This is a genomic window from Frateuria sp. (genome assembly GCF_035943815.1).
Lineage (GTDB): Bacteria > Pseudomonadota > Gammaproteobacteria > Xanthomonadales > Rhodanobacteraceae > Frateuria_A.
The window spans coordinates 1-12,675 of the sequence record NZ_DASZBU010000006.1; the positions used below are offsets into that span (position 1 = coordinate 1).

Annotated in this window: 14 protein-coding genes and 3 tRNA genes; 3 read left to right on the top strand and 14 right to left on the bottom strand. The window is 68.6% G+C overall.

From position 1 onward, the window contains the following. The 4 genes from VGU65_RS03385 to VGU65_RS03400 form a co-directional block, all read right to left on the bottom strand. Positions 1–156: GTP-binding protein (locus VGU65_RS03385; RefSeq protein WP_327473253.1), on the bottom strand; the 156-nt coding region annotated here is incomplete at its 3' end. An 80-nt stretch (positions 157–236) separates the two neighbouring features. After that, positions 237–312, bottom strand: a tRNA-Thr gene (locus tag VGU65_RS03390). A 78-nt stretch (positions 313–390) separates the two neighbouring features. Continuing rightward, positions 391–464, bottom strand: a tRNA-Gly gene (locus VGU65_RS03395). Positions 465–492: 28 nt separating this feature from the next. Further along, positions 493–578 (bottom strand) — tRNA-Tyr (locus tag VGU65_RS03400). A gap of 163 nt (positions 579–741) precedes the next feature. Between VGU65_RS03400 and trxC the strand changes: the two genes are divergently transcribed. Beyond that, positions 742–1,179, top strand: a complete 438-nt coding sequence (gene trxC, locus VGU65_RS03405; RefSeq protein WP_327472882.1) for a thioredoxin TrxC — start codon at positions 742–744, stop codon at positions 1,177–1,179. Here trxC and VGU65_RS03410 read toward each other — a convergent pair. The 3 genes from VGU65_RS03410 to VGU65_RS03420 all read right to left on the bottom strand — a co-directional run bounded on the left by VGU65_RS03410 (position 1,176) and on the right by VGU65_RS03420 (position 4,145). Further along, positions 1,176–1,529 carry an antibiotic biosynthesis monooxygenase family protein gene (locus VGU65_RS03410; RefSeq protein WP_327472884.1) on the bottom strand — a complete coding sequence of 118 codons (354 nt, stop codon included), beginning with the start codon at positions 1,527–1,529 and terminating at the stop codon, positions 1,176–1,178. The two genes, trxC and VGU65_RS03410, sit on opposite strands and share 4 nt — an antisense overlap. Next, complete coding sequence (locus tag VGU65_RS03415; protein ID WP_327472885.1) at positions 1,526–2,506, bottom strand: alpha/beta hydrolase; 981 nt, start codon at positions 2,504–2,506, stop codon at positions 1,526–1,528. Before VGU65_RS03415 ends, VGU65_RS03410 begins: the two co-directional genes overlap by 4 nt. 82 nt (positions 2,507–2,588) lie before the next feature. Beyond that, on the bottom strand, positions 2,589–4,145 hold the full coding sequence (locus VGU65_RS03420; protein WP_414655788.1) for a protein adenylyltransferase SelO: 1,557 nt from the start codon (positions 4,143–4,145) through the stop codon (positions 2,589–2,591). Positions 4,146–4,239: 94 nt separating this feature from the next. On the opposite strand from VGU65_RS03420, the gene VGU65_RS03425 reads away from it, so the two are divergent. Further along, a complete protein-coding gene (locus VGU65_RS03425) occupies positions 4,240–4,578 on the top strand; it encodes a YkgJ family cysteine cluster protein (protein WP_327472886.1) in 339 nt (112 codons plus the stop codon). Between the two features lie 19 nt (positions 4,579–4,597). On the opposite strand, the gene VGU65_RS03430 is transcribed toward VGU65_RS03425, so the two are convergent. From VGU65_RS03430 to egtB, 4 genes are all read right to left on the bottom strand, one after another. After that, positions 4,598–5,305 carry a pseudouridine synthase gene (locus tag VGU65_RS03430; protein WP_327472888.1) on the bottom strand — a complete coding sequence of 236 codons (708 nt, stop codon included), beginning with the start codon at positions 5,303–5,305 and terminating at the stop codon, positions 4,598–4,600. Continuing rightward, positions 5,302–6,357, bottom strand: coding sequence for a class I SAM-dependent methyltransferase (locus tag VGU65_RS03435; RefSeq protein ID WP_327472889.1), 1,056 nt, complete (start codon positions 6,355–6,357; stop codon positions 5,302–5,304). The genes VGU65_RS03430 and VGU65_RS03435 overlap by 4 nt, the downstream gene beginning before the upstream one ends. A gap of 98 nt (positions 6,358–6,455) precedes the next feature. Then, positions 6,456–7,442: an L-histidine N(alpha)-methyltransferase gene (gene egtD / locus VGU65_RS03440; RefSeq protein WP_327472891.1), complete on the bottom strand. Its 987-nt coding sequence runs from the start codon at positions 7,440–7,442 to the stop codon at positions 6,456–6,458. 21 nt (positions 7,443–7,463) lie between these two features. Further along, positions 7,464–8,714: an ergothioneine biosynthesis protein EgtB gene (egtB, locus tag VGU65_RS03445; protein WP_327472893.1), complete on the bottom strand. Its 1,251-nt coding sequence runs from the start codon at positions 8,712–8,714 to the stop codon at positions 7,464–7,466. Positions 8,715–8,913: 199 nt separating this feature from the next. Here egtB and VGU65_RS03450 point away from each other — a divergent pair, with 199 nt between their 5' ends. Beyond that, the gene (locus VGU65_RS03450; RefSeq protein WP_327472895.1) at positions 8,914–9,348 is read left to right on the top strand and encodes a DUF6491 family protein; all 435 of its coding nucleotides are present in this window, start codon (positions 8,914–8,916) and stop codon (positions 9,346–9,348) included. Positions 9,349–9,412: 64 nt separating this feature from the next. Here the strand turns inward: VGU65_RS03450 and VGU65_RS03455 are convergent, their stop codons facing one another. The 3 genes from VGU65_RS03455 to VGU65_RS03465 form a co-directional block, all read right to left on the bottom strand. After that, the gene (locus VGU65_RS03455) at positions 9,413–9,844 is read right to left on the bottom strand and encodes a hypothetical protein (protein WP_327472897.1); all 432 of its coding nucleotides are present in this window, start codon (positions 9,842–9,844) and stop codon (positions 9,413–9,415) included. A gap of 115 nt (positions 9,845–9,959) precedes the next feature. Further along, positions 9,960–12,146: a bifunctional 23S rRNA (guanine(2069)-N(7))-methyltransferase RlmK/23S rRNA (guanine(2445)-N(2))-methyltransferase RlmL gene (gene rlmKL / locus VGU65_RS03460; protein ID WP_327472899.1), complete on the bottom strand. Its 2,187-nt coding sequence runs from the start codon at positions 12,144–12,146 to the stop codon at positions 9,960–9,962. Then, positions 12,143–12,661, bottom strand: coding sequence for an alpha/beta hydrolase (locus VGU65_RS03465; RefSeq protein WP_327472901.1), 519 nt, complete (start codon positions 12,659–12,661; stop codon positions 12,143–12,145). The genes rlmKL and VGU65_RS03465 overlap by 4 nt, the downstream gene beginning before the upstream one ends. Positions 12,662–12,675 lie beyond the last annotated feature (14 nt).

Below are 12,675 nucleotides of genomic sequence, written 5' to 3' on the forward strand. Positions count from 1 at the left end.
CGCGTCGATCGCGTCGTAGGCCTTGAACTCGCCACCGAAGCGCTCGGCGCCCACCTTGGTCAGCGCCGCCGTCAGCGTCGTCTTGCCGTGGTCCACGTGGCCGATCGTGCCGACGTTCACGTGCGGCTTGGTGCGTTCGAATTTACCCTTTGCCATGCGCGCTAAACCCCGATGGAGTCAATGAAAAAAAGAAAACCTGCCGTAGGCCCGGAGCGACCGGCGGCAGCCGCGTGAGATGGTGCTCATGACAGGAATCGAACCTGTGACCTCTTCCTTACCAAGGAAGTGCTCTACCGACTGAGCTACATGAGCGAAGTACTTTCAGCCATCCTTCCTGGGTGGCGAATAGCCTGGCATCCGGCCAGGCCCCAAAACCTGAGACGAGGTCAATGGAGCGGGAGACGGGAATCGAACCCGCACCATCAGCTTGGAAGGCTGAGGTTCTACCATTGAACTACTCCCGCATGATGCACGCCTGCGCGGAACTCGTCATGGTGGAGGGAGGTGGATTCGAACCACCGAAGGCGTAAGCCAGCAGATTTACAGTCTGCCCCCGTTGGCCGCTTGGGTATCCCTCCAACAAAGAACGGCTATTTTCGCGAGCGCCTCGGGATGTGTCAACAGTTCGCGACGGGAAACCTTGATTCATCGGCTGCGTCGCGGGCCGGCATGCGCCGTCGGGCCCGCTTGCGCCGGGTCATGCCGGCCGCCATATGCCTGACAGGCCGACTGGAGCATGCCATGTCCGCACCACTCTCCGTACCGTGTTCCCATTGCGGCGCACTCAATCGCGTTCCAGCCGAAAGACTGGCCGATCGGCCCGTGTGTGGCCGCTGCAAACAGGCGCTGCTCGAAGGCAAGCCTGTCGAGCTCACCACGGCCAACTTCGATGCCGTGGCCGGGCGTGGCGACCTGCCGGTGCTGATCGATTTCTGGGCCAGCTGGTGTGGCCCCTGCCGGGGTTTCGCTCCGGTCTTCGCCGAGGCGGCGCGTCAGTTCGAGCCACGCTTGCGCCTGGGCAAGGTGGACACCGACGCGCAAGCACAGCTTTCGCAGCGCTTCGCCATCCGCAGCATTCCCACCCTGGTGTTGCTCAAGGATGGGCGCGAGATCGCGCGCCAGTCCGGCGCGCTCGCCGCCGCACAACTGCGGCAATTCGTCGAAGGCGCGTTGCGCTAGGCCTCCGCGCCGTGGATCCGGCGGCTGTCCGCCGGGGCCTGCGCGCGGTCATGCATGCCGTAGTCGCGCAGCACGGTCGCCACGCGCAGCCGGTAATCGGCGAACACCCCCGTCCTGCCGTCGCGTTGCGCCGCCCTGTGCGCTTCGAGCCGGCGCCAGTGGGCGACCGCGGCCTCGTCGCGCCAGAACGACAGCGACAGCAGCTTGTCCGGATCGGCAAGACTGCGGAAGCGCTCGATGGAAACGAATCCGTCGACCTGCTCGAGCAGCGGTCGCAACTGCGCCGCCAGATCGAGATAGCGCCCGGCCCGGCCGTCGCGCAGCACGACTTCGAAGATGACGGCGATCATCGTTGCGCCTCCGCGGCATGGAGGAATGCATCCACGCTCTCGTACAGCGACCGCCGCGCTTGCTCCAGGTGCATAACGTGCGTGCCGTCGGCGATGCACAGCCGCCAGCGCAAGGGACTGGCGCTGAATCCCGCCAGGAACGTGGCCGCCGACGCATCGCCACCAACCACCGTGTCGTAGTTGCCGTAGACCACGAACACCGGCACGCGGACGCTGCTTGCCAAATACGGATAGCGGCCCGCCTCCGCATCGCCGATGTCCGCCAGTGGACCGGACGGTATGCGCAGCCGCCCGGCCCGATCACCCGCCACGCGGGGCACCGATGCCTGGAAGCGTCCGGCCCATACGGCGTCGACGGCAGGCTCGAGCAATACCCTTCCTGGCGGCAGCACCCGCGCGTAGCGCAGTTGCTGGTAGCGCTCCTGTGCGCTGATGTCCCACCACGCGCTGCGCACCGGCTCGAACTTGGGATGAGCGACCGGGGTAACCGGGCCGAACAGCGTGAGCGAGGCCAGCGCGTGGGGATGCGCCGCCGCGAAGGCTGCCGCCGGAACGGTGCCCCACGAATGGGCGACCAGATGCACAGCCCCGATGCCTGGCACTGCACGCAGGTGTTCGACCGCCAATGCGATCTGCGCGGCCGCGTCTGGCGCGCGCGTCACCGGCATGCCGGCTCCGCCTCCCATCATCGATGGCGGGCGGCTGGAGGCGCCGAAGCCGATGAAATCCAGACCGCAGGCCAGGTAGCCGCGGCGCGCCGCGAACGACAGCCAGGAGTCACCCGGTGCGAATTCGAAGCCGGCGGCGAGCATGGTGGGAAAGCTCGCGCCATGCACGAACAGCACGCCGCGACCATTGGCATGCACGGGCGCGATGCAGTGCAGCGCTACGCGCTGCCCCGGTGCAGCCGGCAATGGAAGGTAGCTGGTGCGCACGGGCGCGGCCGAGAGCAGGACGGCAAGCAGGCTGGCGGGCATGGCGATATCCGGGCGAGTGGAGGCCTCCATGCTGGAAGCATCGCCGCCGGATTGTTTCGTCAGCAGGCGAAACGTTGAAGCCCTAGGAGCTGCACGAAAGCATCGAACAGCCGGCACGCTGCCTGGCCCAGTCCGGGCGCTTGTGCGCAAAGCGTTCGCGACCGGGCTGCTCGTCGTACGGGCGGCGCACCACCTCCAGCAACTCGTGCACCATCGTGTAATCACCCTGCTCCGCCAGGTCGATCGCTTCCTGCGCGAGATAGTTGCGAAGGACGTACTTAGGGTTGGCCAGTCGCATGCGGCGGCGGCGCTGGTCGGCGGGCAAGGGGTCTTCGCGCAGCCGCGCGGCATAGCGTTCGAGCCAGTCGCGCAGGACCGGCTCGGTTGCCGGCTCGCGCTGCGGGTCGTAGTAGGCACCGGCAAGCAGTTGCGGCGAAGGCGCAGCAGGCTCGAAGTCGACGAGCGCACGCCAGGCCAGTGTCATGTCCGCGCCGGCTTCGCGCATCCAGGCGTGAAGGCCATCGCGCAAGGCCAGGTCCTCGTCGCGAGCCTGCTCCAGGCCCAGCTTAGAGGCCACGTTGGCGCGATCGGCGGCCTCCCACGCGGCAACGTAGCGGTCCAACCCCGCCTGCAGCGGCGCCGTATCGGCAAACAACGGGGAGAGCGCGCAGGCCAGCCGGGTGAGGTTCCACCACGCCACGTTCGGTTGCTGGCCGAAGCGGTAGCGGCGGCGGCTGGCGTCGGTGGTGTTGGGTGTCCAGTCCGGGTCGTAGTCGTCGATCCAGCCGTAGGGGCCATAGTCGATCGTCAGCCCGAGGATGGACATGTTGTCGGTGTTCATCACGCCGTGCACGAAGCCCACGCGCATCCACTGCGCGACCATCCGTGCGGTGCGCTCGCAGACCTCGCCGAACCAGTCGGCGTAGATCGCCTCGCCCTGCCCGCGCAACTGCGGAAAATCGCGACGGATGGTGAAGTCGGCCAGCTGGCGCAGCAGCGCCACGTCGTTGCGCGCATAGGGCAGTTCGAAGTTGCCGAAGCGGATGAACGAGGGCGCGACGCGGCAGACGATCGCGCCGGCTTCGGGACGGGGATGGCCGTCATAGAACATGTCCCGCACCACCGTCTCGCCGGTTTCGAGCAGGCACAACGCGCGAGTGGTCGCAATGCCCAGGTGGTGCATCGCCTCGCTGCAGAGGAACTCGCGGATCGACGACCGCAGCACCGCGCGTCCATCCGCGCCGCGCGAATACGGCGTGGGGCCGGCGCCCTTCAGTTGCAGCTCCCAGCGTTGCCCGCGCGCATCGAGCATTTCACCCAGCGAGATCGCACGGCCATCGCCCAGCTGCCCGGCCCACACGCCGAACTGGTGGCCGCCATAGTTGCTCGCCCACGGCTGCATGCCCTCCAGCAATGCGTTGCCGCCGAAGACCCGAGCGAAGCGCTCGCTGCGGACGTCGGCGTCGCTCAGGCCGAGCGTCGTGGCCATTTCGGCCGACCAGGCCACCACGCGCGGCATGGCCACCGGTTCCGGCTCGACGCCTGACCAGCAGGCACCCTCCACCTGGCGCAGACGCGAGCCGCTCTCGGGGTCGCCGGGAAGCTCGCGCACGAAGGCATTGTCGAACTCGAAGCGCATGTGCGCATGATCGCATGCGCGACCGAAGGGGCGACCGCGCGGGACGAACACGATTCCTTTGCACACCCTGCCGCCGCAAGCCGCATACTGGCGCGTGAACGACGACTTCGAAACTGACAGATACGCCTACGACATCGATCCGACCGTGCAGTGCACCGCGTGCGACGCGGTCTGCTGCCGGCTCACCGTGGTATTGATGCCCGAGGACCACGTGCCCGACTGGCTGGTCGCGCACGACGACCACGGGCTGGCCACCCTTGCCAAGGGCGAGGACGGCTGGTGCGCAGCGATCGACCCGAACACCTCCCGCTGCACCATCTACGAAGACCGCCCGACCATTTGCCGTAAGTACGCGATGGGCAGCCCGGGCTGCCGTGACGAGCGGCGCAAGTGGTACGGCAAGCGCCTTCCTACGCCGGCAAAGTTGCTCTAGCCGGCGGTTGCGCAGAGGCTCACGCGGGAGTTTCGAAGACCTGCGCCACCGCCGCCGCGTCCAGCACCCGCCACTCGCCGGGCGCCAGATCGCCGAGCGTCAGCTGGCCGATCGCCACGCGCTCGAGCGCCTCGACGTGGTTGCCGGTCGCCGCGAACATGCGGCGCACCTGGTGGTAACGCCCTTCGGTGACGGTCAGCCGCGCCCGCCGTGGCGAAAGCGCCTCCAGCCGCGCCGGCGCCAGCGGCGTGGTTTCCGATTCCAGCATCAGCGTGCCGCTGGCGAACAGCGCAGCCTCGTCGTCGCCGAGGTCGCGCGCCAGCGTCGCCTCGTAAACCTTCGACACGCTGGCTTTCGGCGAGATGATCCGATGCAGCAGGGCGCCGTCGTCGGTGATCAGCAGCAGCCCGGAGGTGTCGCGGTCGAGCCGCCCGACGGTGGACAGCGCAGGCTCGCGACGGCGCCACCGTGGAGGCAAGAGGTCGTAGACCAGCCGACCGGCGTCCTTGCGCGAGCAGGTGACGCCGAGCGGCTTGTGCATCAGCAGGACCAGGCCGCTGGCCGGATCGAGCGGCTCACCGTCGATGCGCACCTGGGCGTGCTCGATCCTGTCATCGGCGTAGAGCCGTTCGCCCGCCGCGTCGGTGACGCGGCCTTCGCCGAACAACTGCAGGACGTCCCGGCGGCTGCCGTAGCCCAGGTTGGCGATCATGCGCAAAAGCTTCATGCGAGCACCGCCTCGATCACCTTGAAGCCATCCTGCGTGGCCACCGTGCGCACCTGCGCAAAGCACGAGTCGAGCGTCGCCTCGTAGGGAAGATGCCGGTTGGCGACCATCCACAGACGCCCTCCGGGATGCAAGGCGGCGGCGGCGGCCGTAATGAAGGCGCGTCCGAGCTCGGGCAGGTCCGCACGGCCCTGGTGGAATGGCGGGTTGCTCACGATGGCGTCGTAGCGATGCGGCAGGCCGCGGGTGACGTCATGCCACAGCACGCGCGTGTCCATCTTGCGCCCGCTGGCGGTGATGGCCTCGTCCAGGTTGGCCTGGGCCGGTCCGAGCGCGCGCGCCTGCGCCTCGTAGAGATCGACGGAGGTGACGGCCGGGCAGCGCGCGATGGCCTGTGCCGAGAGGTAACCGTAACCGGCGCCCAGATCGGCGAGCCGACCACGCAGGTCAACAGGCAGGTGTGCCGCCAGCAGCGCCGAGGCCGGATCTATGCGGTCCCAGGAGAACAGGCCCGGCCGGCTGAGATAGCCGTCGGCGGTCCGGCGCGGCTCGTCCGAGACGATCCATTGGTCCAGCAGCTCATGATCCATGCGGTCGCCCACCGCCGCCCAGAACACGCGGCACTTGTGCTTGGAAAGGCTGCGCACGGAACCGAACAGCCGCGCGAAATCGGCCTCGGCCGACTTCGCCCCTTCAGCGTTGGGCACGGCGGCAAGCACGCAGCCGCCCGGCGACGCATGATGCGCCGCGCGCGCGAACACCGCCCGCGCTTCCTCCCGTTGGCGCGGCGGCAGCATCAGCACCCGATCGTAGCGGTCGCCGGCGGTCGGTTCGCCCACCGTGAACCCCGCGCGCTCCAGGTCATCGGCGAACGGCTTGAAACCCTGCTCGCAGAGCCAGCCTGGGCCGGCCCATTCGCGCATTCGATAGCCGCCGCGCGCGCGCAGGAACAGCACGCGGGCGGCGGCGGGCAGCGCCAGCTCGCCCTGGACGAAGGGCAGGAACAGCGCGTCGAGTTGACCCTCGGGCGCGGCGGCGACGGGTGATGCCATCGGAACTCAAGGGAGGGTTGAGGGAGCGCGATTCTACGGCCGCCGGGCCCAACGCGCTGCGGCGACCACGGGGGCCCCGGGAAGGCTCCTGCGTCGGCTCAGCGCGCCACCGACCCGGCACGCGCCAGATACTGCACGCTGAACATGCGCTCCGGATCGACCCAGACGCGCATCACCTCCAGGCCCGCCTTGGCGGCGAGCGAGGCGAAGTCCTCGGGCGAGTACTTGCAACTGATTTCCACGCGGATCGCCTCGCCCTCTCCGAAGGCGACCTGCGCGCGGCCCACCTGCACCTTCTGCGCGCGCTGGCTGACCAGGCTGGTCTCGATGCGTCCGGCTAGTGCGTTGTAGTGCGCCCGATGACGAAAAGCAGCCAGATCGAAATCGCTGCCGAGCTCGCGGTTGAGCCGCGCCAGCATGTTGAGCGTGAACGCGGCGGTCACCCCCGCCGCATCGTTGTAGGCCGCCTCGATGGAGCCGACCTCCTTTTTGAGGTCCACTCCGATGAGGATGCCTCCGTTCTCGCCCATCTCGCCGCGCATCTTGCGCAGCAGCGTCACCGCCTCGCGCGCGCTGAAGTTGCCGATGGTGGAACCGGGAAAGTAGATCACCGTGCGCCGCGGCGCACGCGGCGGGATCGGCAGGCGCAGCGGGCGGGTGAAGTCGGCGCACAACGGCTGCACCGGCAGCTGCGGAAAGCAATCGCCCAGCTGCCGCACGCTCTGATGCAGCGGATCGGGGGAAATCTCCACAGGCACGTAGCTGACCGGTGATGCCATGTGCCCGAGCAGCAGGCGCGTCTTGGTCGCGCTGCCGCTGCCGTACTCGACCAGGCGCACGTCCACGCCCAGCCGGTCGGCGATGCTGGCCGCGTGCACCTGCATCAGGGCGATCTCGCAGCGGGTCAGGTAATACTCGGGCTGCTCGCAGATCTGCTCGAAGAGCGCCGAGCCCTGCGCGTCGTAGAAGAGCCACGAGGGCAGGCGCTTGGGTTGCGCGCGCAGCCCGCGCTGGACGATCTCCAGCAGGCCACTGGCCGGTGGTGTGCGTCCGTCGTCGTGCAGGTCCAGGGCACGGATGTTCATGCGGCGGGACTCCTTGGAAGTCTATCGGTCACGTGCGAGGCGCAGCCCGGCGAACTGCCAGCGCGCCTGCGGAGGGAAGAAGTTGCGGTAGCTCGCGCGTACGTGGTCGCGGGGCGTGGCGCAGGAGCCGCCCCGCAGCACCCACTGCCCGCACATGAACTTGCCGTTGTACTCGCCGAGCGAACCGGGCAAGGGCCGGAAACCCGGATAGGGGACGTATGGCGAGGCCGTCCATTCCCACGTATCGCCGTATAGCTGCAACAGGCCCGGGCCACAGGCCGCTCCAGGCAGCCGCGGCACCTCGTCGAGCAGGTTCCCCTCCACCGGCAGTGCGGCGGCGGCGACTTCCCACTCCGCTTCGGTGGGCAGCCGCGCACCGGCCCAGCGGGCGAAGGCATCGGCCTCGTAGTAGCTCAGGTGGCAGACGGGCGCAGCCGGGTCGAGCGCCTGCACGCCGGCCAGGCCGAAGGCGCTGGCCAGGTCCGGCTGCCAGTAAAGCGGCCGCTGCCAGTCTTCGCGCTGCACCGTGGCCCAGCCGTCGGACAGCCACAGCGTCGGCTCGCGGTAGCCACCGTCGTGGACGAACGCGGCGAACTCCTCGTTGGTGACGAGGCGGTTGGCCAGCATGTGCGGTGCCAGCAGTACGCGGTGGCGTGGCGTCTCGTTGTCGAATGCGAAGTGCTCGCCCGTGCTGCCGATTTCGAACACACCCTCGCGCCCGGGCAGGAATTCCAGCGGCGCCGGGTGGAGGCCTGTGCCCGCCTGCGACGCCTGGCTCCGGTACGCCGGCGACAGCGGGTTGCACCAGAACGCATGCTGGATGTCGGTCAACAGCAACTCCTGGTGCTGCTGTTCGTGTTGCAGCCCCAGTTCCACCAGCGGCGGCAGCGCCGCGTCCTGATCCCGCAGCAACCGTTCGCTCACCGCCTCGTCGACATGGCGGCGATAGGCCAGGACATCCGCAAGCGCCGGCCGCGAGAGCAGCCCCCGCTGCGGCCGCGCATGCATCGGGCCCACGCTCTGGTAGTAGGAGTTGAACAGGAAATGCCAGGCCGGATCGCGCGGCCGATAGCGCGGGTCGCGGCCGAGCACGAAGTGCTCGAAGAACCAGGTGGTGTGAGCCAGATGCCATTTCGCCGGACTGGCGTCGGGCATCGACTGCACCATCATGTCTTCGGCTGATAGCCGTTCGCACAACTGCAGGGTCTGCTCGCGCACGCGCCGGTAGCGCCCCGCCAACACATCGTCAGCGAGTGTGTACACTGCCGTCATGACCCGCACCCCGAATGCTCGGGTACGGCGCTGTACCGGAGGATGAATCGAACCGTTGGCATCCGCCAAGCATGGCGCAGCCATCGTTCATTACTCGTGATCCACCCATGGCAGATCGCTGACACTGGCGGCGGCGGCGCAGGCGCGCGATGCTGCGCGACGCAGTCCCCCGTACCTCCGTCCCCAGTGAGGTGATGTCATGAAACGCCTGCCTTCCCTGCTGCTGTTGGCCGCCGCAAGCTGCACTACTGCGTTTGCCGGCAATGCGCCCCCCGCGCACAAGCCGTTGCCCTATGCGTGGTGCATCCAGACCGACAAGATCAACGACTGGCACGTCGTCGACGCGCGTACCGCGTTGGTGCGCACCGGGCCCTATCGCTACGTGGTGCACCTGCAGGCCGATTGTCCCCGCCTGGGCGTGGGTCTGCCCGGTTTCAGGCTTCGCGCCAGCGAAGCGAACAAGGCCGTTGGCGGGGGCCGCATCTGCGGCGAGGTGGGCGAGACTGTGAGCGCTCGCGACCAGCCACCGTGCGCGATCGCCTCGGTCTCCCTGATCGATCAGGACAAGTTCGAACAATTGCGCAAGCACGCCGTGCACCACGGTAGTGGTGCCGAACTGCCGCCGGCGAAATGACGCCGCAGCAAACGAAAAAAGGGCCGGCGATGCCGGGCCCTTTTTCATGGCGAACGCGAAAGATTCAATCGTCGTCGTCGTCGCCGACGTAGCGGGTCGGCGGAGCCTCGTACACGGTACGTGTTTCGATGACACGCCGGGTCACGACCGGCTCTTCGTAGATGACCCGCACCGGGCGCCGGTACACCGGCTGCTCGTAAACCACGGTACGCGGCGGCGGGTTCAGGGCATTGTCGACCAGCCCGATCACCGCACCGGTCACGATCGCGCCGGCGATCCAGCGCCCGCCGCTCCAGTGGCCGCCCTCATGGCGGTAACCGTCATGCCAGTCGCGGTCGTAGCGGTCGCCATGCCAGTCGCGATCGTAGTGACCGCCACCGTGCCAGTCGCGGTCGTGCCAGCCATGCGCCGAGGCAGCCGTCGGCAGCGCCGCGGCCGATGCCACCAGCAGCGCGGCCATCGCTAGGGCAGGTTTGCTCAGCCAACGCTTGGTCATGATTTGCGCCTCCATCCGGGCGACTGTGCCCGTGGCGAAGATGCTCCGTCCGGTGGGCTTAATCGCTACTTAAGCGATACGGCTGTTTCCAAGCTGGCTTCAGCCGGCGCTAGGACTATCGCTTGATGCGGGCGCTGTCCCACGGGCTGGCCGCCGCATCCGGGCGGCGCGGGCGCAGCAACCAGCAGCCGTGGATGTCGGCCCGGCGGGCGAAGTCGAAAGGAATGCTGGCCGCGCTCCAGTCCTCGATGGCGAAGCGTTCTTCCAGCGCCGGGCGATCGAGTTTGAAGCGGCGGTAGTTGTTGGAGAACACGATCACCCCGTCGTTCGCCAGGCGGCCGGCGCAGGCCAGCAGCAACGCGGCATGGTCGCGCTGCACGTCGAAGTCCTCGGCGCGCTTGGAATTGGAGAACGTCGGCGGGTCGACGTAGATGAGCCCATAGCGGCCGTGGTCGTTGCGCAGGAAAGCCATCGCGTCGGCCTGCACCAACCGGTGCGACGCGCCGGTAAAGCCGTTGCGCGCAAGATTGCGCGAGGCCCACTCCAGATACGTGCCGGAGAGATCGACACTGGTGGTGTCGCGCGCGCCACCGGCGGCGGCGTACACGCTGGCGGTGGCGGTATAGGCAAACAGGTTGAGGAAGCGTTGCCCCTCGGCCAGTTCGCGCAGCTTCGCGCGCACCAGGCGATGGTCGAGGAACAGGCCGGTATCGAGATAGTCGGTGAGGTTGACCAGGAAGGTCAGGCCGCCCTCCTCCACCTCGTGGAACTGCCCGCGCTGGTCGAAACGGCCGTACTTGGCGCCGCCCTTCCCGCGCTCGCGGGTCTTCAGCGCGATGCGCTCGCGCGGCACCCCCAGTACCTCGCCGGCCACGCGCACGATCTCGCGCAACCGCGTGCGCGCCACGTCGGCCGGCACATCGGCCGGGGCGCGGTACTCCTGCACGTGCAACCAGGCATCGCCCTTCCCGCTGCCATAGACGTCGATCGCCGCCGCGTACTCGGGCAGGTCCTGGTCGTAGGCGCGCCAGCAGAAGATGCCTTCACGGGCAAGCCGCTTGCGCTGGTGGCGCAGCGTCTTATCCAGCCGGTTCCTGAGCATCTGCGCGCCGGCGGAAAGCGGCCTGGGCTCGCGCACGACCGGTTCCCTTGGTGACAGCTCGAAGGTCAGCAGTACGGTTTCCAGCGCGCCGTTGTAGAGCACGTAGCGTTTGTCCGCATGCAGCCCGAGCGCGCGCCCCAATTCCGCGTCTCCGGCGAGCACGGCACCGCGCCAGCCGGTGAAGCGCTCGCGCAACGCATCGCCCAAGGCACGATAGAGCACGGGCATTTGCGCGCGCTCGCCCAGCCGCTCGCCATAGGGCGGGTTGGTGATGACCAGGCCCGTCGGACAACCCGGCGGCGGCGAGACATGGGCCACGTCGCGCTTTTCCAGCGTCACGAATCCGGCGACTCCCGCTTCCTGCGCGTTGCGCTTGGCCACCTGCAGCATGCGCGGGTCGGCGTCGGAGCCGAAGAACGCCGCGCGCAGCCCGCGCAGTCCCGCTTCGGCGCGTCCGCGTGCCTCATCCAGCAGCCCGCGCCACAGCGCGATGTCGTGCTGCCGCCAGCCTAGGAAACCGAAGTACTCCCGGCGCAGGCCCGGTGCGACATCCGCGGCCATCAGCGCACCTTCGATCAGCAGCGTGCCGGAGCCACACATGGGATCGAGCAGGGCGCCGCCGGCGGCATGGACCTGCGGCCAGTGCGCACGCAGCAGCATCGCGGCGGCGAGGTTCTCCTTCAGCGGCGCCTCGCCCTGCGCTTCGCGCCAGCCGCGCCGGTGCAGCGGGGTACCGGCCAGGTCCAACGACAGGATTGCACGGTCGCGCTTCAGGCGCAGGTTCAGACGAACGTCCGGCTCCTCGGTATCCACGCCCGGCCGGGCGCCCTCGCGCTGGCGGAACTGATCGACTACCGCGTCCTTCACCCGCTGGGCGATGAACTGGCTGTGCGTGAGCTTGCTCAGTGCCGCATGCGCGTCGACCGCCAGGGTGCCGTGCGGGGCAAGGTGCTGCGACCAGTCGATCGTCTGCACGCCGGCGTAGAGCGCCTGGTCGTCGGCCGCGTCGAACTCGGCCAGCGGCAGCAGCACACGGCTGGCCAGGCGCGACCACAGGCAGGCGCGGTAGGCGGTCTGCAGCGTGCCCGTGAAACGCACGCCGGCCAACGCTTCGTGCGCTTCGGCTGCGCCCAGCGCGAGCAGTTCGTCGCGCAGCAGGTATTCGAGGCCCTTGGGGCAGGTGGCGAAGTACCCGCTCATGCTAAAGAGTCAAGGAACAGTGCGAACTGTCGTTCGATTGCCGCGAGGCTTCCGCCCAGGCGGTGGTCGTCGTCCAGGACCAGCAAGGGTAGCTGGCGGCGGCCGGCGAATGCATAGATGTGGTCCAGCGGACAGACCTCGTCACGCCAGCCGTGGAGCAGCAGCATGGGCACGTCCTGGCGGGCGTCCAGCGCAATGTCGAGCCCGGGAATGGCCTCGGGCGTGGCGAGCAGGAACAGGCCGGCGACCGGATGCTCCAGCGAAGCCAGCGCGGACACGAATGCGCCCATGCTGGAGCCGACCAGCACCGGCGGCGTGTCGCAGGCGGCGATCGCAGCGTTGAGGCGCGCCAGCCGCGGCGCCACCGAACCGGCATGGCCATGCGCGTCATCCTCGCGGTAATCGGGTCGCCGCGTGCGCCAGCCGCGCCCCTCGGCCAGCGCCGCCAGCGCACTGACCTTGGTGGCTTCGGGGCTGGAGCCCGAGCCGTGCGAAAGAAGGATCGTGCCGCGCATCGCCCGGGTCTCGT